This is a genomic window from Pseudomonas sp. PDM13 (genome assembly GCF_025685765.1).
GTDB lineage: Bacteria > Pseudomonadota > Gammaproteobacteria > Pseudomonadales > Pseudomonadaceae > Metapseudomonas > Metapseudomonas solani.
Map to the genome: position 1 here is coordinate 94,860 of NZ_JAOTQU010000002.1, position 21,268 is coordinate 116,127.

Below are 21,268 nucleotides of genomic sequence, written 5' to 3' on the forward strand. Positions count from 1 at the left end.
ATCTTCACTCGCCGTATCCCTCGGCGATATGCAGGTCCTTCAGCTTCACGTAGTTGGCGGCGCTGTAAGTGAAGAAGGCCTTTTCCTTGTCGCTCAGCGGGCGGGCCTGTTTTACCGGGCTGCCGACATAGAGGTAGCCGCTTTCCAGGCGCTTGCCCGGTGGTACCAGGCTGCCGGCGCCGATCACCACGTCGTCTTCCACCACGACGCCGTCCATGACGATGCTGCCCATGCCCACCAGGATGCGGTTGCCCAGGGTGCAGCCGTGCAGGGTGACCTTGTGTCCTATGGTCACATCGTCGCCGATGAGCAGGGGAAAGCCGTCCGGGTTGAAGGGACCGGCGTGGGTGATATGCAGGACACTGCCGTCCTGCACGCTGGTACGTGCCCCGATGCGGATACGGTGCATGTCGCCGCGGATCAGGGCGAAGGGCCAGACGGAGCTGTCATCGCCCAGTTCGACATCGCCGATGACCACGGCGGATCGGTCGACGAAAACCCGCTCGGCCAGCTGTGGAGCGGTGCCCCGGTAGGTTCTTATCGCGCTCATAGAAAGTCCTGTGGCTGCGTTGTGCGCCGATTGTAATTAAGATGAACGCCATCGACCCGGGTTAAACCTCGTGGCTCGTCGGTTGTCCCACTCATCAGGTGCACCCGGCGTAGGACCGTCAAAAATCTGGCAATGTGGCTGGCCGTCTCTGGAAAAGGAGAGAGTCCATGACTACCTTGCGTTTCAGATCCTCTGCGAACAGAACCAAAGCCGCAGCGGCCACGGTAACCCGTGAATCCCTCGAATCCCAGGTCGCCGCCTATCTGCGGCGTGGGGGGCAGATCCAGAAGATCGCCCGGGGGGTGAGCGGGATGCCATTGAACGGTTCCTGGCACTTGTCCAGGCGCAGGAAATGATTCAGGAGGGGGCCTTGTGCCCCCTCTCTCTTTCCCGGTATCTACGCTCCATCAACCTTTCCAGACGCAACAGGTGAATGCCGTGAGCTCCAGCAATCCCCTCCTTCAGGACTTCGACCTGCCGCCCTACTCCGCCATCCGCCCGGAGCATGTAGAGCCCGCCATCGACACCATCCTCGCTGACAGCCGTGCCGCCATCGAGTCCCTGCTCGCCCGCCAGGAAGGCACGCCGACCTGGCAAGGCCTGGTGCTGGCGCTGGACGAACTGGGCGAACGCCTGGGCCGCGCCTGGAGCCCCGTGAGCCACCTCAACGCCGTGTGCAACAGCGCCGAGCTGCGCAGCGCCTACGAGGCCTGCCTGCCCAAGCTCTCCGAGTACTGGACCGAACTGGGCCAGAACCGCGCCCTGTTCCAGGCCTATGAGGCGCTGATGCAAAGCCCCGAGGCCGCTGGCTTCGACGTGGCGCAGAAGACCATCCTCGAACACGCCCTGCGCGACTTCCGCCTGTCCGGCATCGACCTGCCGAGCGACAAGCAGCAGCGCTACGGCGAAATCCAGATGAAGCTCTCCGAGCTCACCAGCCGCTTCTCCAACCAGTTGCTGGACGCCACCCAGGCCTGGACCAAACAGGTCAGCGACGAAGCCGCGCTGGATGGCCTGACCGAATCCGCCCGCGCGCAGATGGCCCAGGCCGCCAAGGCCAAGGGCCTGGACGGCTGGCTGATCAGCCTGGAGTTCCCCAGCTATTACGCAGTGATGACCTACGCCAATGACCGCGCCCTGCGCGAAGAGGTCTACACCGCCTACTGCACCCGCGCCTCCGACCAGGGCCCCAACGCTGGCCAGAACGACAACGGCCCGGTGATGGAGCAGATCCTCGACCTGCGCCAGGAGCTGGCCGCCCTGCTCGGCTTCGGCAGCTACGCCGAGCTGAGCCTGGCCACCAAGATGGCCGAGACCAGCGACCAGGTGCTGAGCTTCCTCCGCGACCTGGCCGTGCGCAGCAAACCCTTCGCCAAGCAGGACCTCGACGAGCTGCGCGCCTTCGCCGCCGAACAGGGCCTGGACGACCTGCAGAGCTGGGATACCGGCTACTACGCCGAGAAGCTGCGCGAGCAGCGCTACAGCATTTCCCAGGAAATCCTCCGCGCCTATTTCCCCATCGACAAGGTGCTCACCGGCCTCTTCGCCATCGTGCAGAAGCTCTACGGCATCGAGATCCGCGAGCTGTCGGGCTTCGACACCTGGCACCCGGACGTGCGCCTGTTCGAGATCAGCGAGAACGGCCAGCACGTCGGCCGCTTCTTCTTCGACCTCTACGCCCGCGCCAACAAGCGTGGCGGTGCCTGGATGGACGGCGCCCGCGACAAGCGCCGCACCTCCGCCGGCACGCTGGTCAGCCCGGTGGCCAACCTGGTGTGCAACTTCACCCCGGCCGTGGGCGACAAGCCCGCGCTGCTGACCCACGATGAAGTCACCACCCTGTTCCATGAATTCGGCCACGGCCTGCACCACCTGCTGACCCGCGTCGAGCACGCCGGCGCCTCCGGCATCAACGGCGTGGCCTGGGACGCGGTCGAGCTGCCCAGCCAGTTCATGGAGAACTGGTGCTGGGAGCCGGAAGGCCTGGCACTGATCTCCGGCCACTACCAGAGTGGCGAGGCCCTGCCCCAGGACCTGCTGGACAAGATGCTTGCCGCGAAGAACTTCCAATCCGGCCTGATGATGGTGCGCCAGCTGGAGTTCTCCCTGTTCGACTTCGAGCTGCACGCCACCCACGGCGACGGCCGCAGCGTGCTGGAGGTGCTCGAAGGCATCCGCGCCGAGGTCTCGGTGATGCGCCCGCCGGCCTTCAACCGCTTCGCCAACAGCTTCGCGCACATCTTCGCCGGCGGTTACGCGGCCGGGTACTACAGCTACAAGTGGGCCGAAGTGCTCTCCGCCGATGCCTTCTCCAAGTTCGAGGAAGAGGGTGTGTTCAACGCCGACACCGGCCGCGCCTTCCGCGAGGCCATCCTCGCCCGTGGCGGCTCCCAGGAACCCATGGTGCTGTTCGTCGACTTCCGCGGCCGCGAACCCTCCATCGACGCCCTGCTGCGCCACCTCGGCCTGTCCGCGGAGGCCGCATGAGCGAAGGCCCCGTGAACGTCACCAAGAAGCGCTTCATCGCCGGTGCCGTGTGCCCGGCGTGCAGCGAGCAGGACCGCATCCAGATGTGGGACGAGGACGGCGTACCGCACCGCCAGTGCGTGGCCTGCGGCTATGCCGACACCCTCAACGCCCAGGGCCAGTCGGTGCCCAAGGAGCTGGGGACGCGGGTCAACAAGGCTGTGCCCAAGCCGGCCGACCCCAAGGTTCAGGGCGTGCAGTTCTTCCCCAATCCCAAGCTGAAGAAACCCAGCGAGTGAATTGAAGGCCAGGGAGGGCCGATGACCCGTCTGATGCTCTGTGGCCTGCTGGCTTTGGCCAGCGGCCTTGTCGTCGCCAGCGAAATCACCCGCGAGCCTGCGGCACTGCCCGCGCGTTATGGCGCCGCGCTGCCTCACAGCGCGGCCGACCTGCAGGCCTGGGACCAAGACACCCGCCGTTTCCCACCCGTCGCCCATGCCCTGGACCAGATCGCCGATGGCAGCGAGCCCTGGTTACAGCGCTGGCGTTCGGCAATGGCCCAGGTCCGCCCGACGGAGGCCGTCGCGGTCGAGCGCCTGTGGCAATCGCACTTGCAGTTCAGCGAGCTGTCACCGACGTTCTGCACCTTCGCCCGGCACCGCCTGCAAGGGCCGGACGACCTGATCCGCCGCATCGTCTCCGTACCTTTCGCGAAGGGCTGCGCCCAGGCATCGGACCGTCCCTTGCTGTTGCGCCCGGATACGCCGGCCCGCGCGGTGCTGGCGTTCTACGCCGGGCAGGAAGCACCTGTGCCCGCTTTCGAGCCGCGCCTGGAGCAGGCCGTCACCGCGATGATCCCGGGCGCTGAAGCCTATGAGCTGCGCGCCGCCGCCTTCACCCTCGTGCACCTGAAACAGGCCGAGGCCAACCGTGCGTTGCTGCGCATCCATGGGCGGATCACCGACCAGGACAAGGCCGACCAGGTCGCACTGGCTTTCCTGCGGAGCGACGACCCTCAGGGACGCGCACTGGCGCAGGCGGCCTGCCAGCGTCGCCTGCGCGATCCGATGTGCAGCCCCTCGCCGTACTACGGGGCAGAGGCTCAGGGCGAGGACGAGCCGCACGTCGACAGGGCACTGGTCGCGCGTCGCATCGCCGAGCTGGCCACCCTCGGCTTCAGCCGGGTGCAGGCGCTCAAGGTGGATGAGCAGGCCAGTGCCGACCCGGAGTTCCTGCTGAGTGCCGCCGACTACCTGTACGGCTTCGACACCGAGACCGGGATGTTCCCCAACCAGCACGATTCGCTGTTGCGGCGCCTGGCGCGCCTGGCCGGGCCAACGCTGCAGGATGTGGTGTTCGAGGAGCGCTACCCGGCGGACGACCAGGGCCCCTACCGGCTGAGTGCCTATGCCGATGGCTCGGTCTATCGCCTGGAGGCGCAGAACTACGGCGACTGGTACGACGTCCAGGCCGTGCTGCAACTGCTGCAGCGAGTCGCCGATGACCGCCGGCTGGACGTGGCATTTGTGCCGCTGGCCAGTGGCGACCAGATGTCGCTGGTGCTGGCCGGCCCCAACGCTGCGGTGAACGCGGCATTCGAGCGCGGCCTGTTGCAGCGGGGCGAACCGGAGCAGGCGATGGAAAGCGGCAAGGCATTCGAGGCGGAAGTCATCCAGGGGCTGCAGCGCCAGCAGCCTTGAGCGTGGCGCTTATGACAGTGTTAGATTCCGACACCCAGGGCGGATCTTCCCCTGCGTGCACAAGGGTTCAGAGAGGGCGTCATGTGGCACTTGGTATGCGGTGACAACGCGGTCGAAGGCGTCGCCTTCGTGCTTGGCGAGGAGGTGGCGCGGCAGTTCCTGCGGGTGCTGCGCGATGACCTCGCCGTCGGCCCGCTGAGCGGTATCGAACAGCCGCCCTGTACCCGCCGTGCCGCCTTCTGGCGCGCGGTATGGCCGGTTGCGGTGCAGCCGGTGCCGGACTTCGAAGGCGGCCTGGGCGAAGACGCCCAATGGCTCGCCGGCCTGGCCGGGCAGAGTCATGCGGTCACCGTCTGGCATGGCGACAGCGCCTCCGAGCAACTGTTGTTGGCACGGGTCGCGGCGGCCCTGGAGCACAGCGAGCTGCCCCTCTGGGAAGTGCCCTGCGGCAGCGGTGACAGCCGCGTGGCCAGCCGCCGCGCGGTGGCCATGCACGCGCCGGCCGAACTCGCCGAGCTGTACCTGCCGAAGCTGGTGGGGCCGGAGCGCCGCCAGCAACTGGCCAACCAGTGGCGTGGCGTACTGGCCGAGGGCGCGGGCATCCGCCGCTGGCGCGACGGGGCCTTCCAGGGTGAAGACTTCAGCTTTATCGATGCCGACCTGTTGGGCCGCTGCTCCCCCGAATGGCGCCCGCTGGGCCGGGTGATGGCCGATGTCATGGGCCACTGCGACGGCTTCTTCGCCACCGACTTCTTCCTCTTCTGGCGCACCCGGGAACTGGCTGCCCAGGGCCGGGTCCAGATCGAGGGCGAACCCGGTGCCAATGGCTACGGCGGCCTGCAGGTGCGCCTGCCCGGTTGATTCCGGGCTGCACTCATTCCTTCGAGCCGGAGGCTTCATGCACGGACCCGACCCCCGCAACCCGCATCCCATGGCGGGCTTCCCCCAGGTCTGCTTCATCCGCAATACGGTGAACAACCCGCAGATCGAGATCGGCGAATACACCTATTACGACGACCCGGACGACTCGGAGAACTTCGAGCGCAACGTGCTCTATCTCTTCCCCTTCATCGGCGATCGCCTGGTGATCGGGCGCTTCTGCGCCATCGCGCGCGGGGTGAAGTTCATCATGAACGGCGCCAACCACAAGCTCTCCGGCTTCTCCACCTACCCCTTCCAGATCTTCGGCGGCGGCTGGGAGCGGCACATGCCGGAGCTGTCCGAGTTTCCCAACAAGGGCGACACCCTGATCGGCAACGACGTGTGGATCGGCTACGAGGCGCTGATCATGCCCGGGGTGAAGATCGGCGATGGCGCCATCATCTCCTCGCGTTCGGTGGTGACCCGCGACGTGGCGCCCTACAGCATCGTCGGCGGCAACCCGGCCGAACCGCTGAAGCGGCGCTTCCCCGACGAGGTGGTGGAACGCCTGCTCGCCCTGGCCTGGTGGGACTGGCCGGTGGAGAAGATCAGCCGGCACATGGCGGCGATCATGGCCGCCGATCTCGACGCCCTGGAGCGCTGCGCCCGGGAAGACTGAGGCGAACTGCGTCACTTCCGCCGAGCGGGCACCTTGCCCCGGCGCGGGGCCGGGAGTAGTTTTCCCTGCTGTGCCCCGCTGCACAGGGAGCCGTCGCAGAGGGCGGCAATACAGCAAGGAGACCCCAGGTGCCCACCTTTACCCGCAACAAACTCCCGGTCGTCGGCAGCCTCGAACTGGTGGTCGGCAACGTGCTCAAGCTGAAACTCAACGGCCTGGGGCCGGGCAAGAAGCACTACCGCATCAAGAGCGCCAACACCTGCCTGGAAGTGAAGCAGGACGCCAACGACCGCCAGAGCGAGCAGAGCATCACCATCAAGGCTTTGCGCGCTTGCCAGTCGGTGCGTGTGGAGGCCTTTTCCGCCGTCGATGACCTGCCCTCGGGCATCCACGTGGTCATCACCGTGCTGGAAGCGCTGACGCTGCCCGATGGCAAGACCGACGAAGGCTGCCTCGCGCGCCTGCTGCTGGCCGAGTCGGTGGTGCCGAAGAACGCGGGAGGCCTGGAGGAAGCGCTGTTCTCCATGCAGCTAATGCGCCAGGTGATCGAGAACCGCATGGCGTTCTCCGAACCGAAGCACTTCGGCAAGCCCGCCAACAAGACCATGACCGGCTTCATCACTGCCCGTGACCCGCTGCAGTTCGAGGGGTTCGGCAACTATCCGGCCATCGGCGCCAAGGAAGGCAAGATCGACAGCTACCTGCGGCTGGCCAACGACGGTTCCGACCTGCGCTTCTCCTTCGTCCGCCAGCATGTGCAGAACGCCCTGGACGTGGCAGCGGGCAAGAGCGTCGCCAAGCCCTACAAGCCGCCGGTCTATGGCTGGATGACCGAAGGCAGCGACCCGGGCGGCTACTTCATCAAGGCGGTCGACAAGGGTGGCCAGACCTTCTTCAGCCTCACCCAGGCCTTTATCGACAACCCCAACAACCCGGGTAAACCGAAGAAATGAACAGCTCACGCCTGGCCGGACTCTTCTCCGGCGCCCTGCTTTTCGTCACCCTCGGTGCCTGCGCGGCCGAATCCTTCGGCCCGTCGATCTACACCGGCCAGGTGGCGCGTTTCGACATCGCCGAGGACAAGACCTTCGCCGACCCCGAGCAGGACATGCGCTACCTGCTGATGCAGGCCAAGCGCAACGACAGCGCCAACCACTTCTGCGTGGTCGGCTACCAGTGGCCGGATGGCAAGCGCAAGGCGGCGGTGCATTGGCAGGAAGGCCAGCGCATCGTGCTCTGGACCGGAAAATCCGGCGTGAGCGATGAATTCAAGTACGCCGACTCCCTGGCCATGGCCAATACCGTGGACCTCAAGGACGGGCTGGTGGACACCGACGAGCAGCGCTTCGGCAGCAGCTTCCTGCAACTGCGCTCCTCGGCCGAAGGCACCCTCGCCGACTGCAAGGCCCACGGCCGCCAATACCTGATCGAGCCCTTCACCCCGCCGAGCGAGTCCGACGAGGACGAGTAGGGCTTTCCGACGAAAACCGGCTGGCGTAGGACGCTGTAAGAATATACTGTTCATGCATACAGTATTTTCCGGAGCGCCTCGCCATGTCCGTCACCCTCCCGCCCCGTGGCCGGGGAACCGGCAGCAACCCGTTCAACCGTTTCGCCCCGACCCTCTCGGTGGCCGAGGACGACGGCTGGTACCAGGAGGTGCCGCCGACCCGCGCCACCGAAGTGCGCATCGAGACGGCCAAGAGCATCATCGCCCGCAACCAGTCACCCGACCTGCCCTTCGACCGCTCGATAAACCCCTATCGCGGCTGTGAACACGGCTGTATCTACTGCTATGCGCGGCCCAGCCACGCCTATTGGGACATGTCCCCGGGCATCGATTTCGAAACCCGGCTGATCGCCAAGACCAACGCCGCCGCCCTGCTGGAGCAGCAGCTGAGCAAGCCCGGCTACCAGTGCGCGCCCATCGCCCTGGGCGCCAACACCGACCCCTACCAGCCCATCGAGCGCGAGCATCGCCTGACCCGGCAGATACTCGAAGTGCTGCTGCGCTACCGCCACCCACTGACCATCGTCACCAAGGGCTCGCTGGTGCTGCGCGACCTCGACCTGCTGAGCCAGCTGGCCGAGCAGCGCCTGGTCAAGGTGATGATCAGCCTCACCACCCTCGACGACGAGCTCAAGCGCGTGCTCGAGCCCCGTGCCGCCGCGCCATCCGCGCGCCTGCGGGCGATCCGCGTGCTGCGTGAAAACCGTATTCCGGTGGGGGTGCTCTGCTCGCCGATGATCCCGATGATCAACGACAGCGAGCTGGAAAGCCTGCTGGAAGCCGCCCGTGACGCCGGCGCGCGTAGCGCCTCCTACATGCTGGTGCGCCTGCCCCGGGAGGTGGCGCCGCTCTTCGAGGAATGGCTGCAGGCCCACTACCCGCAACGGGCTGCCCATGTGATGAGCATCATCCGCCAGTGCCGGGGCGGCGAGGTCTACGACAGCCGCTTCGGCAAGCGCTTCAGCGGTGAAGGCGCCTTCGCTGAATTGCTGGCCCAGCGCTTCGCCGTCGCCATGCGCCGCCTGGGCCTGGAGAAACGTGGCGATGTAGCGCTGGACTGCTCGCGTTTCTGTCCGCCTGGGGGGCAGATGGCGTTGCTGTGAGCCGTGCCCGGATATGCGTTGCCGGATATTGCCTGGAAGACGCTAATACCGTTGCGCCCAGGGCCGTCCTGCGGGCTATCCAGCGATTCGATGTCAGCGAGTGTGACCGGAAACCGTCGAGCGGAGTCCTGTAGGGGGTCGGATAAATCCGACCGTGCCGGTAAAGTAAACCGCACCCCCAGAAGACTCCCCAGGCGAAGAGGTCGGCATGAGCGACGAGCACGAAACCCAGAGGCACCAGGAAAGCGCGGACGAAGCGCTGCGCAATATCGTCGAAGGCTTCCAGCGCTTCCGCGACGAGGTGTTTCCCGAGCAGGAAGAACTGTTCAAGCGCCTGGCCCATGAACAGACGCCGCGCGCCATGTTCATCACCTGCGCCGACTCGCGGGTGGCCCCTGAGCTGATCACCCAGAGCTCCCCGGGCGATCTGTTCGTCACCCGCAACGTCGGCAACGTGGTACCGCCCTACGGGCAGATGAACGGTGGTGTTTCCACCGCCATCGAGTTCGCCGTCATGGCCCTCGGCGTGCACCACATCATCATCTGCGGCCACTCCGACTGCGGCGCCATGAAGGCGGTGCTCAACCCCGAGCAGCTGGAGCGCATGCCCACCGTCAAGGCCTGGCTGCGCCATGCCGAAGTGGCCCGCACCGTGGTCGCCGAGACCTGCGGCTGTGCCAACCACGAAACCCTCGGCGTGCTCACCGAGGAGAACGTGGTGGCCCAGCTCGACCACCTGCGCACCCACCCCTCGGTGGCCGCGCGCCTGGCCAGCGGGCAGTTGTTCATCCATGGCTGGGTCTATGACATCGAGACCGCTGCGATCCGCGCCTACGACGCCGAAGCCGGCCGCTTCATGCCCATCGGCGAGGGCCCGCTGCCCATGGCGACCCCCCGCGCGCGCTACCGCTGAGCCCAGGGCGCCCCGGCGGACCGGGGCGCACGGGTGGCAGTGCGCCACCAGGCATTTCGTCTGGAAGCCTCATTCCAGAGCCTTTTCTTCAGTTTGAGTTAAGTCTGCGCGCCTAAGGTTTTTCTCCATCCCGACCGCCCGGTCGGGTTGCAATCTGCCATCAAGCGGCAGGTCACGAGGGCCATCGGCCCGCTCGGAACGCAAACAGGAGAAACCATGAACCAGGACATCCGCAGCATCCCGCCCGCCCCCTCCGACGACATCGACGCCCAGGCCGCCTTCGACACCCTGGTGCAGGGCTGCCGGCGCTTTCGCGAGGAGACCTTCCCCCGGCAACGCGCCCTCTTCCAGCAGCTGGCGCAGCGCCAGTCGCCGCGGGCCATGTTCATCACCTGCGCCGACTCGCGGGTGGCCCCGGAGCTGATCACCCACAGCGCGCCGGGCGATCTCTTCGTTACCCGCAACGTCGGCAACCTGGTGCCGCCCTACGGCCAGATGAACGGTGGCGTCTCCACCGCCATCGAGTACGCGGTCATGGCCCTGGGCGTGCAGCACCTCATCGTCTGCGGCCATTCCGATTGCGGCGCCATGAAGGCGGTGCTGGCCCCTGAATCCCTGAACGGCATGCCCACCGTCAGCGCCTGGCTGCGCCACGCCGAGGTGGCCCGCAGCCTGGTGGAACGCAACTGCGATTGCGTGGGCCACGATGCCCTCGGCGTGCTCACCGAGGAGAACGTGGTGGCCCAGCTCGACCACCTGCGCACCCATCCGGCGGTGGCTGCGCGCCTGGCCGCCGGCCAGCTGTTCATCCACGGCTGGGTCTACGACATCGAGACCGCCGCCATCCGCGCCTACGACGCCGAGGCCGGCCGCTTCCGGCCGCTGGAGCAAGGCCGCGCCGCCATGGCGACACCGCGCCCGCGCTACCTGGCGTCCTGACGCCCCCTTCCCATACGCCGTGGCGGCCGAGACCGCCGCGCGTCCCCCTTTCGTGCCGCAGGAGATCGCGACATGCGCCTTGCTTCCCTTCAATCCACGCTACCCCGGGACCTGCTGGCCTCGGTGGTGGTTTTCCTCGTCGCCCTGCCACTGTGCATGGGCATCGCCATCGCCTCCGGCATGCCGCCGGCCAAGGGCCTGATCACCGGCATCGTCGGCGGCCTGGTGGTCGGCTGGCTGGCGGGCTCGCCGTTGCAGGTCAGCGGGCCGGCGGCGGGCCTCGCCGTGCTGGTCTTCGAGCTGGTGCGCGAGCACGGCATGGCCATGCTCGGGCCGATCCTGGTGCTGGCCGGGCTGTTGCAACTGTGCGCAGGCCGCCTGCGCCTGGGCTGCTGGTTCCGGGTCACCGCGCCGGCGGTGGTCTACGGCATGCTCGCCGGCATCGGCGCGCTCATCGTGATGTCGCAGGTGCATGTGATGTTCGATGCCAAGCCCCACGCCTCCGGCCTGGAGAATCTCCTGGCGTTCCCCGCGACCCTGGTGGGCGCCCTCGCCCAGGTGGGGCCGGGCGGTGGCCTGGCCGCCGCGGCGCTGGGCCTGGGCACCATCGCCTGCATGTGGGGCTGGGAGCGCTGGCGCCCGCAGTCGCTGCGCTTCCTGCCCGGGGCGCTGATCGGTGTCAGCCTGGCGACCCTGGCCAGCCTCGCCCTGGCGCTCGATGTGCAGCGGGTGACGGTGCCGGCCACCCTGGGCGAGGCCATCGATTGGCTGCGCCCGGCCGACCTGCTCGGCCTGGCCGACCCGCAGATCCTCCTGGCGGCGCTGGTGGTGGCCTTCGTCGCCAGTGCCGAGACGCTGCTTTCCGCCGCCGCCGTGGACCGCATGCACGCAGGGCCGCGCTCCGACCTGGACCGCGAGCTGTCGGCCCAGGGCGTGGGCAACCTGCTCTGCGGCGTGCTCGGCGCGCTGCCCATGACCGGGGTGATCGTGCGTAGCTCGGCCAACGTCCAGGCCGGCGCCCGCACGCGCCTGTCCGCCGTGCTGCACGGTGCCTGGCTGCTGGCCTTCGTGGCGCTGTTGCCGGCGGTGCTGCAGAGCATGCCGGTGGCTGCCCTGGCCGGCGTGCTGGTGTTCACCGGCTTCAAGCTGGTGGATGCCAAGGCCATGCGCAGCCTCTCGCGCTACGGGCGCGCACCCTTGCTGATCTACGCCGCCACGGCACTGGGCATCGTCGCCTTCGACCTGCTCAGCGGCGTGCTCATCGGCTTCGCCCTGACCCTGGCCAAGCTGGCCTGGAAGGCTTCACGCCTGAAGGTCGCCCTGGTGCAGGGTGCTCCCGGCGAGGCCGAGCTGCGCCTGGCCGGCGCCGCTACCTTCCTGCGGGTGCCGCAGCTGGCGCGGGTGCTGGAGGGGGTGGAACCGGGCACCCGGCTGCAGGTGCCGCTGGATAACCTCAGCTACATCGACCATGCCTGCATGGAGCTGCTGGAGGATTGGGGGCGCGCCGCGCAGCGCCAGGGTGGGGCCCTGCAGATAGAGCCCCGTGCCCTGAACCGGCGCCTGGAGGGACGGCTGCTCAGCCTGCGCGGCCGCGCCGTCTGAAGATCAGCTGGCGGCGCGTTGTGCCTGGTCCAGCTGCAGTTCGACGCCGAGCTGGCGCGAGAGGCAGGGCCAGCGCTTCCACGCCGCTTCCACCTTTGGGTCGTGCAGCCTGTCGCGGTAGTGCTGCACCGAGACGCGTTCGAACACCGCCTCGTCGAGCATGCCGTCCACCGCGTGGTGCACGGCTTCGTCCAGCTGGTTGGCGAAGGGCTCGCCGATCAGCTGGTGGGCGATGAGGTTGGCCACGGTGGTGTCCAGCGGGATCAGCGGCTCGCCCAGGTGGGCGATGTAGCGGTCGTTCACTTCCTCCACCAGGCGGTGGGCGAGGTAGGCCTCGTCGAGCAGGCCGTCCAGGCCCTCGTGGCCTTCCACCATGCTCGGCGGCTGCAGGAAGAACTGCTCGGCCACCTTCAGCACCGGCTTCACCTGGGCCTCGATGCCGGCTTCGCGGGCGACGTTGGCGGCAGCGTCGAGCACGTCCGGCACCTGTTCGATATAGGCGCTGACGAAGCGCGCCAGCACGCCCTGGGCGTCGTCGTCGGGCAGGCGGATGGCTGGGTGGAGGCGGTCCAGCTGGGTGGAGAGGATGCGTGCCAGGTGCCCGCTCCGGGCTTCCTGTTCGTGGGCTCGCTGGATGAGTTCGCGCAGGGCGAGGGTATTCATGACTGCTCCTGGATAGGACATGGATCGAAGGGAGGGGAAGACACAACTTAGCTCGCCCCGGCGGCCAGCTAAGACCCGATTGTCATAATGCCGCAATGCTTATGCATGGTCGCGATAACGGCCACCGCGCACTCCCGCCAACCCCGCGCCAGCCGTGGCGTTTAGGACAAGGCTTGCGGCCCTTGCGCCAATTTTCCCGTCGCGTTGCCAGCTTCAAGTCGGTGTCTATACTCCGAGTCGAAAGGCGATACCTGATGACACCCGACTGTGCACCACGTGCTGAAGGTCGGCCGTTAAAGTCAGCCGTATTAACGACCGCTCCCTTAGCCGCTGGCCCAGCCGGCGGGATAACAAGAACGATAAGGGGAACCCGCAATGATGCGACATCCACGAGTCTGGATGGGACTCCTGCTGTGGTCGATTTTCAGCCAGGCGCAGGCCGCCTGGACCGTCAACATGACGCCCGGTGCCACCGAGGTCAGTCGTACCGTTTTCGATCTGCACATGACCATCTTCTGGATCTGCGTCGTTATCGGCGTGATCGTGTTCGGTGCCATGTTCTGGTCGATGATCATCCACCGTCGCTCTACCGGCCAGGAGCCGGCGCATTTCCACGAGAGCACCACGGTGGAGATCCTCTGGACGGTCGTGCCCTTCGTCATCCTGGTGCTGATGGCGATACCTGCCACCAAGACCCTGATCGACATCTACGACAGTTCCGAATCCGAGCTGGATATCCAGGTCACCGGCTACCAGTGGAAGTGGAACTACAAGTACCTGGGCCAGGACGTCGAATTCTTCAGCAACCTCGCCACCCCCGCCGAGCAGATCCACAACAAGGCGGAGAAGGACGAGCACTACCTGCTGGAGGTGGACGAGCCGCTGGTGATCCCGGTGGGCACCAAGGTGCGCTTCCTGATCACCGCCGCCGACGTCATCCACTCCTGGTGGGTACCGGCGCTGGCGGTCAAGCGTGACGCCATCCCCGGCTTCGTCAACGAAGCCTGGACGCGCATCGACAAGCCCGGCATCTACCGCGGCCAGTGCGCCGAGCTCTGCGGCAAGGACCACGGCTTCATGCCCATCGTGGTCGAGGCCAAGTCCAAGGAGGACTTCGCCAAGTGGCTCGCCGGTCGCAAGGAAGAGGTGGCCAAGCTCAAGGAGCTGACCGACAAGGAGTGGACGCTCGAAGAGCTCAGCGCTCGTGGCGACAAGGTCTACCACACCACCTGCGCCGCCTGTCACCAGGCCGAGGGCCAGGGCATGCCGCCCATGTTCCCGGCGCTCAAGGGCTCGAAGATCGCCACCGGGCCGAAGGAAGACCACCTCAGCATCGTCTTCCACGGCAAGCCCGGCACCGCGATGGCCGCCTTCGGCAAGCAGCTGTCGGAAGTCGATATCGCCGCCGTCATCACCTACGAACGCAACGCCTGGGGCAATGCCAAGGGCGACATGGTGACGCCGAAAGAAGTGCTTGCGCTCAAGCAAGCCGAGGAGAAATGACATGAGTGCAGTGATCGACCACGATCATGCCGGGCATGATCACCACCACGGCCCGGCCAAGGGCCTGATGCGCTGGGTGCTCACCACCAACCACAAGGACATCGGCACCATGTACCTGTGGTTCGCCTTCGCCATGTTCCTCCTCGGGGGTTCCATGGCTATGGTGATCCGCGCCGAGCTGTTCCAGCCCGGGCTGCAGATCGTCGAACCGGCCTTCTTCAACCAGATGACCACCATGCACGGCCTGATCATGGTCTTCGGCGCGGTGATGCCGGCCTTCGTCGGCCTGGCCAACTGGATGATCCCGCTGATGGTCGGCGCGCCGGACATGGCCCTGCCGCGCATGAACAACTTCAGCTTCTGGTTGCTGCCGGCCGCCTTCGGCCTGCTCATCAGCACCCTGTTCACCGCTGGCGGCGGGCCCAACTTCGGCTGGACCTTCTACGCGCCGCTGTCCACCACCTACGCGCCGGAGAGCGTCACCTACTTCATCTTCGCCATCCACCTGATGGGCATCAGCTCGATCATGGGCGCGATCAACGTGATCGCCACCATCCTCAACCTGCGTGCCCCGGGCATGACCCTGATGAAGATGCCGCTGTTCGTCTGGACCTGGCTGATCACCGCCTTCCTGCTCATCGCCGTGATGCCGGTGCTGGCGGGCTGCGTGACCATGATGCTGATGGACATCCACTTCGGCACCAGCTTCTTCAGCGCGGCCGGCGGCGGCGACCCGGTGCTGTTCCAGCACGTGTTCTGGTTCTTCGGCCACCCCGAGGTGTACATCATGATCCTGCCCGCCTTCGGCGCGGTCAGCTCGATCATCCCGGCCTTCGCGCGCAAGCCGCTGTTCGGCTACACCTCGATGGTCTACGCCACGGCCTCCATCGCCTTCCTCTCCTTCATCGTCTGGGCGCACCACATGTTCGTGGTCGGCATCCCGCTGACCGGCGAGCTGTTCTTCATGTACGCCACCATGCTGATCGCCGTGCCCACCGGGGTGAAGGTGTTCAACTGGGCCAGCACCATGTGGCAGGGCTCGATGACCTTCGAGACACCGATGCTGTTCGCGGTGGCCTTCGTCATCCTCTTCACCATCGGCGGCTTCTCCGGGCTGATGCTGGCCATCGCCCCGGCGGACTTCCAGTACCACGACACCTACTTCGTGGTGGCCCACTTCCACTACGTGCTGGTGCCTGGCGCCATCTTCGGCATCTTCGCCTCGGCCTATTACTGGCTGCCGAAGTGGACCGGCCACATGTACGACGAGACCCTCGGCAAGCTGCACTTCTGGATGAGCTTCATCGGCATGAACATGGCGTTCTTCCCCATGCACTTCGTGGGGCTGGCCGGCATGCCGCGACGCATCCCGGACTACAACCTGCAGTTCGCCGACTTCAACATGATCTCCTCCATCGGCGCCTTTACCTTCGGTGCCACCCAGCTGCTCTTCCTGTTCATCGTCATCAAGTGCATCCGTGGCGGCAAACCCGCTCCGGCCAAGCCCTGGGACGGTGCCGAAGGGCTGGAGTGGACCGTGCCCTCGCCGGCGCCGTACCACACCTTCAGCACCCCGCCGGAGGTGAAGTGAGATGAGCGGGGAACTGAACAATCGCCGCCTGATTCCACGCCTGCTGGTGCTGGTGGTGGCGATGTTCGGCTTCGGTTTCGCCCTGGTGCCGATCTACGAAGTGATGTGCGTGGCCTTCGGCATCAACGGCAAGACCAATGCCTCCGCCTACGAAGGCAGCCAGGCGCTGGACGAGAAACGCCAGGTGCGGGTGCAGTTCCTCGCCACCAACTCGGCGGACATGACCTGGGAATTCCGCTCCAAGGCGGACGACCTGGTGGTGCACCCGGGGGCCAGCAACGAGATGCTGTTCATCGCCCACAACACGACGGACAAGCCCATGACCGCCCAGGCGGTGCCGAGCATCTCGCCATCCAAGGCCGCCGCGTACTTCCACAAGACCGAATGCTTCTGCTTCACCCAGCAGGTCCTGCAACCGGGCGAGCGCATCGAAATGCCGGTGCGCTTCATCGTCGACCGCGACCTGCCGCCCGACGTGCACCACCTGACACTCGCTTACACGCTGTTCGATATCACGGCCCGCAAGCCTCCGGTCGCCAAGACCGGCAGCTGACGCGCCGACAAGGAGAACAACAACGATGGCAAGTCACGAGCAGTATTACGTTCCCGCCCAGAGCAAATGGCCGATCATCGCCACCATCGGCATGCTCGTCACCGTCTACGGCCTGGGCACCTGGTTCAACGACCTCAAGGCCGCCCGCCCGGATTCCAACGGCCCGCTGATCTTCTTCGTCGGCGCCCTGTGCCTGGCGTACATGCTGTTCGGCTGGTTCGGCGCGGTGATCAAGGAAAGCCGCGGCGGGCTTTACAGCCCGCAGATGGACCGCTCGTTCCGCTGGGGCATGAGCTGGTTCATCTTCTCCGAGGTGATGTTCTTCGCCGCCTTCTTCGGCGCGCTGTTCTACGTGCGCACCTGGGCCGGCCCCTGGCTCGGCGGCGAGGGCGACAAGGGCGTGGCCAACATGCTCTGGCCCAACTTCCAGTACACCTGGCCGCTGCTCAACACCCCCGACCCGAAACTCTTCCCCGGGCCCAAGGAGGTGATCGACCCCTGGCACCTGCCGCTGATCAACACCCTCCTGCTGGTGTCTTCCAGCTTCACCGTGACCTTTGCCCACCACGCGCTGAAGAAGGCCAACCGCAAGCTGCTGAAGATCTGGCTGGCGTTGACCATCCTCCTCGGCGTCGCCTTCCTCGCCCTGCAGGTCGAGGAATACGTCCACGCCTACACCGAACTGGGCCTGACCCTCGGCTCGGGCATCTACGGCGCCACCTTCTTCATGCTCACCGGCTTCCACGGCGCCCACGTGACCATGGGCACGCTGATCCTCACGGTGATGCTGGTGCGCATCCTGCGCGGGCACTTCGACGCCGACCACCACTTCGGCTTCGAAGCCGCCAGCTGGTACTGGCACTTCGTCGACGTGGTCTGGGTGGGGCTGTTCATCTTTGTGTATGTGCTTTGAGGGCAGCTGCAAGGGGCAAGCGGCAAGCTTCAAGTGATGGCTGGGCTCGCCCTTTCTTGCAGCTTGAAACTTGCAGCTTGCAGCTCCGACCTACCAGGTCGTATGCGACACCAGTTGGCCGCTGTAGAAGCCCCAGGCGACGAGGCCGAGGGTGAGGGCGGCGAGAATGACGCGGACGGTGAGGGCGTTGACCACGCGTGAACCGCGGCCCTCGTCCTTGACCAGGAAGAACAGGCCGCTGAACAGGCTGACCACGGTGGCCAGCAGCATGAAAACGATAAGCGCCTTGAGCATGGGCGAATCCGGGGCAAGGGGGACGTTGTGCAGTATAGCCAGAGCTTTCCAGGCTCCAGGCCACGTCGGTTGAGGGCCTTCCGCCCCGGCCTCGTGCCCACCCTCGTGGTGCTGGCGCTGCTGCCCCTGCTCATCGGCCTGGGCGTCTGGCAGCTGTCCCGCGCCGAGGAGAAGCGCCAGTTGCTGGCCGGCTACGAAGCGCGTCGCAGCGCCGAACCCATCGCCATCACCGAACTCGAACGCCTGCCCGACCCGGCCTATGTGCGGGTGCGCCTGCAGGGCAGTTTCGATGACCAGCACAGCCTGCTGCTGGACAGCCGCATCCGCGCCGGCAAGCCCGGCGTCGAACTGCTGCAACCCTTCTACGACCAGGCCAGCGGGCTTTGGCTGCTGGTCAACCGGGGCTGGCTGCCCTGGCCGGACCGGCGCACCCCGCCGCAATTCGACACCCCGCACCAGCCCCTGGCCCTCGACGCCTGGGTCTATGTGCCGCCCGGCGCCGCCTTCGAACTCAAGCACGTGGAAAGCGCCGAGTGGCCGCAACTGATCAACCAGGTCGAGCCACGCGCCCTGTGGCAGAAGCTCGGCCGTGGCGGCCTGCCCTTCGAGCTGCGCATCGAGCCCGGCCTCGCCGCCTATGAAGCCGACTGGCCGGTGGTGGCCATGGGGCCGGAAAAACACCTCGGTTACGCGGTGCAGTGGTTCGCCATGGCGGCGGCCCTCTGCGCACTCTTCACCTATTTCGGTTTTCGCCAAGCACGGGAGTTAACGGATGAATCCAGCCCTCGCTCTGCCTGATACGCCGCCGCGCCGTACGCGCGGGCGCCTGCAGCTGCTGCTGATCCTCGCAGTGGTACTCGGCCCCATGGTGCTGGCCTCGGCCATGTACAAGCTGCGCTTCTGGGTGCCGGAGGGGCGCAGCTACCACGGCGCGCTGATCGGCAACGGCCAGACCCGCGCCGACCTCGGCGTGCAGGGCGCCGGGGAGCCTGCGCTGTGGCAGCTGCTGGTCACCGCCCCCCAGGCTTGCGAGGCCGACTGCCAGCAACTGGTCTACGTCGCCCGGCAGATCCACATCGGCCTGGGCCGCGAGGCCGAGCGCGGCAGCCACGCCTTCGCCGCCGGGCAGCCGCTGTCGGCGGACTACCAGCAAACCCTGGAGCGCGAATACCCGCGCCTGCAACGCTACACGCTGGACCCGGCGGCCTATGGCAAGGCGGTGGAAAGCGACGTCACCGGCCCGCAGCTGTGGATCGTCGACCCCCACGGCAACCTGGTGCTGCGCTACGACGCGAAGATCAAGGGCAAGCAGATCCTCAACGACCTGCGGCACCTCATGAAGCTCTCGAATATAGGTTAGGGGCAGCGGCAAGCTTCAAGCGGCAAGCTGCAAGTTCTTGTCGCTTGAGGCTTGCAGCTTGCAGCTGAGAAAACGGAGTTCTCCCATGCCAAGATCGTCCCGTCCCGGTTTCTACCTCGCGGTGCTGGCCACCGCGCTGGCTGTGGTGGTGGTGCTGCTGGGCGCCTACACCCGGTTGACCCATGCCGGCCTCGGTTGCCCCGACTGGCCAGGGTGCTATGGCTTTATCAGCGTGCCCAAGACCGAAGCCCAGCTGGCCCACGCCGAGGTGCATTTCCCCGAGGCGCCGGTGGAGGCCGACAAGGGCTGGAACGAGATGATCCACCGCTACTTCGCCGGCACCCTGGGCCTGGCCATCCTCGGCCTTGCGGTGCATGCCCTGGTGCGGCGCGGGCGTGATGGGCAGCCGCACAAGTTGCCGCTGTTGCTGCTCGCCGTGGTCATCGCCCAGGCCGCGTTCGGCATGTGGACGGTGACCCTCAAGCTCTGGCCCCAGGTGGTCACCGCGCACCTGCTCGGCGGGTTCACCACCCTGGCGTTGCTGTTCCTCCTCAGCCTGCGCCTGTCCGGCGCCTTCGCCCCGTTGCAGCTGCCCGCGCGGCTGCGCTACCTGGCGACCCTCGGGTTGTTGCTGGTGATCGGCCAGGTCGCCCTCGGCGGCTGGGTCAGCTCCAACTACGCGGCGGTGGCCTGTGTCGACCTGCCCACCTGCCACGGCCAGTGGTGGCCGGAGATGGACTTCGCCAACGGCTTCCACCTCAGCCAGCACATCGGCCCCAACTACCTGGGCGGGCAGCTGGACAGCGACGCCCGCACCGCCATCCACATGACCCATCGCCTCGGCGCCCTGGTGGTGACCCTCACCCTGCTGGTGCTCGCCTGGCGCCTGCGCGCCGCCGACCTCGGCCGCCTCGCCGTGCTGGTGCTCGGCGCCCTGGCGCTGCAGGTGGGCCTGGGCATCAGCAACGTGATCTTCCACCTGCCGCTGCCCGTGGCAGTGGCCCACAACGGCGGCGGTGCGCTGCTGCTGTTGACCCTGGTGCTGGTGAACTACCGCGTGCGTGCGCCGGCCCTGGCCGCCGCTCCTGCAACCACGGCTCTCCGGCTGCACGCCGGCAAGCCTGCCTGAACACAAGAAGAAGGAGAGACGCCATGGCCACTCTGCTCAGCGAACGCGAGGCCCGGGTCCACGCCAGCTGGCGCGATTACCTGGAGCTGACCAAGCCCAAGGTGCTGGTGCTGATGCTCATCACCTCCCTGGTGGGGATGTTCCTCGCCACCCGTGCGGGCGTGCCCTGGGAGGTGCTGATCTTCGGCAACCTCGGCATCGCCCTGTGCGCCGGGTCGGCGGCGGCGGTGAACCACGTGGTGGACCGGCGCATCGACTCGATCATGGCGCGCACCCTCAAGCGCCCGGTGGTCAACGGCCGCGTCTCGCCCGTCGCCGCGCTGGTGTTCGCCCTGCTCCTGGCGGTGGCCGGGCAGGTGATGCTGCTGCACTTCACCAACGAGCTCACCGCCTGGCTGACCCTTGCCTCGCTGCTGGGCTACGCGGTGATCTACACCGGCTTCCTCAAGCGCGCCACGCCGCAGAACATCGTCATCGGCGGCCTCGCCGGCGCCGCCCCGCCGATGCTCGGCTGGGTCGCGGTCACCGGGCACCTGTCCGCCGAGCCGCTGCTGCTGGTGCTGATCATCTTCGCCTGGACCCCGCCGCACTTCTGGGCCCTGGCCATCCACCGCAAGGAGGAATACGCCAAGGCCGACATCCCCATGCTGCCGGTGACCCATGGCGAGCACTACACCAAGGTGCACATCCTGCTCTATACCCTGGTGATGTTCGCCGTGAGCCTGCTGCCCTACGCCATCCACATGAGCGGCCTGCTCTACCTGGTCTGCGCCATCGCCCTGGGCGGGCGCTTCCTGCAATGGGCCTGGGTGCTCTACCGCGACAGCCGACCGCACGCGGCGATCAAGACCTTCAAGTACTCTATCGCCTACCTGTTCCTGCTGTTCATCGCCCTGCTGGTGGACCACTACCTGCTGCTGAACATCTGACTCCAAAGGC

General features: G+C 66.7%; 23 protein-coding genes. 20 read left to right on the forward strand and 3 right to left on the reverse strand.

Going from position 1 to position 21,268, the window contains the following annotated elements; all coding sequences use genetic code 11:
* Positions 1-4: 4 nt before the first annotated feature.
* Positions 5-550 carry a gamma carbonic anhydrase family protein gene (locus OEJ36_RS02380; RefSeq protein ID WP_184488195.1) on the reverse strand — a complete coding sequence of 182 codons (546 nt, stop codon included), beginning with the start codon at positions 548-550 and terminating at the stop codon, positions 5-7.
* Between the two features lie 167 nt (positions 551-717).
* On the opposite strand from OEJ36_RS02380, the gene OEJ36_RS30515 reads away from it, so the two are divergent.
* The 12 genes from OEJ36_RS30515 (at position 718) to OEJ36_RS02435 (ending at position 12,323) form a co-directional block, all read left to right on the forward strand.
* Positions 718-906 (forward strand): hypothetical protein, encoded by a 189-nt coding sequence (locus OEJ36_RS30515; RefSeq protein WP_374979461.1) that lies wholly within the window; start codon positions 718-720, stop codon positions 904-906.
* Positions 907-988: 82 nt separating this feature from the next.
* Entirely contained in the window at positions 989-3,037 is a 2,049-nt protein-coding gene (prlC, locus tag OEJ36_RS02385; protein ID WP_263400239.1) for an oligopeptidase A, read from the forward strand.
* The gene (locus tag OEJ36_RS02390) at positions 3,034-3,315 is read left to right on the forward strand and encodes a YheV family putative zinc ribbon protein (RefSeq protein ID WP_021219893.1); all 282 of its coding nucleotides are present in this window, start codon (positions 3,034-3,036) and stop codon (positions 3,313-3,315) included. Before prlC ends, OEJ36_RS02390 begins: the two co-directional genes overlap by 4 nt.
* Positions 3,316-3,336: 21 nt before the next feature.
* Entirely contained in the window at positions 3,337-4,716 is a 1,380-nt protein-coding gene (locus tag OEJ36_RS02395; protein ID WP_263400240.1) for a hypothetical protein, read from the forward strand.
* Between the two features lie 81 nt (positions 4,717-4,797).
* Positions 4,798-5,577 (forward strand): DUF1835 domain-containing protein, encoded by a 780-nt coding sequence (locus tag OEJ36_RS02400; RefSeq protein ID WP_263400241.1) that lies wholly within the window; start codon positions 4,798-4,800, stop codon positions 5,575-5,577.
* 37 nt (positions 5,578-5,614) lie between these two features.
* Positions 5,615-6,256 carry a Vat family streptogramin A O-acetyltransferase gene (locus tag OEJ36_RS02405; RefSeq protein ID WP_263400242.1) on the forward strand — a complete coding sequence of 214 codons (642 nt, stop codon included), beginning with the start codon at positions 5,615-5,617 and terminating at the stop codon, positions 6,254-6,256.
* A gap of 128 nt (positions 6,257-6,384) precedes the next feature.
* Entirely contained in the window at positions 6,385-7,209 is an 825-nt protein-coding gene (locus tag OEJ36_RS02410) for a hypothetical protein (RefSeq protein ID WP_021219889.1), read from the forward strand.
* Positions 7,206-7,727: a hypothetical protein gene (locus OEJ36_RS02415; protein ID WP_263400243.1), complete on the forward strand. Its 522-nt coding sequence runs from the start codon at positions 7,206-7,208 to the stop codon at positions 7,725-7,727. Before OEJ36_RS02410 ends, OEJ36_RS02415 begins: the two co-directional genes overlap by 4 nt.
* A gap of 83 nt (positions 7,728-7,810) precedes the next feature.
* Positions 7,811-8,869, forward strand: coding sequence for a PA0069 family radical SAM protein (locus OEJ36_RS02420; RefSeq protein WP_263400244.1), 1,059 nt, complete (start codon positions 7,811-7,813; stop codon positions 8,867-8,869).
* Between the two features lie 208 nt (positions 8,870-9,077).
* On the forward strand, positions 9,078-9,782 hold the full coding sequence (locus OEJ36_RS02425; RefSeq protein WP_263400245.1) for a carbonic anhydrase: 705 nt from the start codon (positions 9,078-9,080) through the stop codon (positions 9,780-9,782).
* A 216-nt stretch (positions 9,783-9,998) separates the two neighbouring features.
* A complete protein-coding gene (locus OEJ36_RS02430; protein WP_021219885.1) occupies positions 9,999-10,721 on the forward strand; it encodes a carbonic anhydrase in 723 nt (240 codons plus the stop codon).
* Between the two features lie 72 nt (positions 10,722-10,793).
* Positions 10,794-12,323, forward strand: coding sequence for a SulP family inorganic anion transporter (locus OEJ36_RS02435; protein ID WP_263400246.1), 1,530 nt, complete (start codon positions 10,794-10,796; stop codon positions 12,321-12,323).
* Positions 12,324-12,326: 3 nt separating this feature from the next.
* Here the strand turns inward: OEJ36_RS02435 and OEJ36_RS02440 are convergent, their stop codons facing one another.
* Positions 12,327-12,986 carry a hypothetical protein gene (locus tag OEJ36_RS02440; protein ID WP_263400247.1) on the reverse strand — a complete coding sequence of 220 codons (660 nt, stop codon included), beginning with the start codon at positions 12,984-12,986 and terminating at the stop codon, positions 12,327-12,329.
* 375 nt (positions 12,987-13,361) lie between these two features.
* On the opposite strand from OEJ36_RS02440, the gene coxB reads away from it, so the two are divergent.
* The 4 genes from coxB to OEJ36_RS02460 are packed head-to-tail and all read left to right on the forward strand — an operon-like array spanning position 13,362 to position 17,546.
* Entirely contained in the window at positions 13,362-14,489 is a 1,128-nt protein-coding gene (gene coxB / locus OEJ36_RS02445; protein ID WP_263400248.1) for a cytochrome c oxidase subunit II, read from the forward strand.
* Between the two features lies 1 nt (position 14,490).
* A complete protein-coding gene (ctaD, locus tag OEJ36_RS02450; RefSeq protein ID WP_021219881.1) occupies positions 14,491-16,080 on the forward strand; it encodes a cytochrome c oxidase subunit I in 1,590 nt (529 codons plus the stop codon).
* Position 16,081: 1 nt separating this feature from the next.
* A complete protein-coding gene (locus tag OEJ36_RS02455) occupies positions 16,082-16,633 on the forward strand; it encodes a cytochrome c oxidase assembly protein (protein ID WP_263400249.1) in 552 nt (183 codons plus the stop codon).
* A 25-nt stretch (positions 16,634-16,658) separates the two neighbouring features.
* On the forward strand, positions 16,659-17,546 hold the full coding sequence (locus OEJ36_RS02460) for a cytochrome c oxidase subunit 3 (RefSeq protein ID WP_263400250.1): 888 nt from the start codon (positions 16,659-16,661) through the stop codon (positions 17,544-17,546).
* A gap of 90 nt (positions 17,547-17,636) precedes the next feature.
* On the opposite strand, the gene OEJ36_RS02465 is transcribed toward OEJ36_RS02460, so the two are convergent.
* The gene (locus OEJ36_RS02465; RefSeq protein WP_263400251.1) at positions 17,637-17,840 is read right to left on the reverse strand and encodes a twin transmembrane helix small protein; all 204 of its coding nucleotides are present in this window, start codon (positions 17,838-17,840) and stop codon (positions 17,637-17,639) included.
* 69 nt (positions 17,841-17,909) lie between these two features.
* Here OEJ36_RS02465 and OEJ36_RS02470 point away from each other — a divergent pair, with 69 nt between their 5' ends.
* From OEJ36_RS02470 to cyoE, 4 genes are all read left to right on the forward strand, one after another.
* Complete coding sequence (locus tag OEJ36_RS02470) at positions 17,910-18,638, forward strand: SURF1 family protein (protein ID WP_263400252.1); 729 nt, start codon at positions 17,910-17,912, stop codon at positions 18,636-18,638.
* Positions 18,613-19,200 (forward strand): hypothetical protein, encoded by a 588-nt coding sequence (locus tag OEJ36_RS02475; protein WP_184488206.1) that lies wholly within the window; start codon positions 18,613-18,615, stop codon positions 19,198-19,200. Before OEJ36_RS02470 ends, OEJ36_RS02475 begins: the two co-directional genes overlap by 26 nt.
* A gap of 85 nt (positions 19,201-19,285) precedes the next feature.
* A complete protein-coding gene (locus OEJ36_RS02480) occupies positions 19,286-20,329 on the forward strand; it encodes a COX15/CtaA family protein (RefSeq protein ID WP_263400253.1) in 1,044 nt (347 codons plus the stop codon).
* A gap of 23 nt (positions 20,330-20,352) precedes the next feature.
* Entirely contained in the window at positions 20,353-21,258 is a 906-nt protein-coding gene (cyoE, locus tag OEJ36_RS02485; RefSeq protein WP_263400254.1) for a heme o synthase, read from the forward strand.
* Positions 21,259-21,268 lie beyond the last annotated feature (10 nt).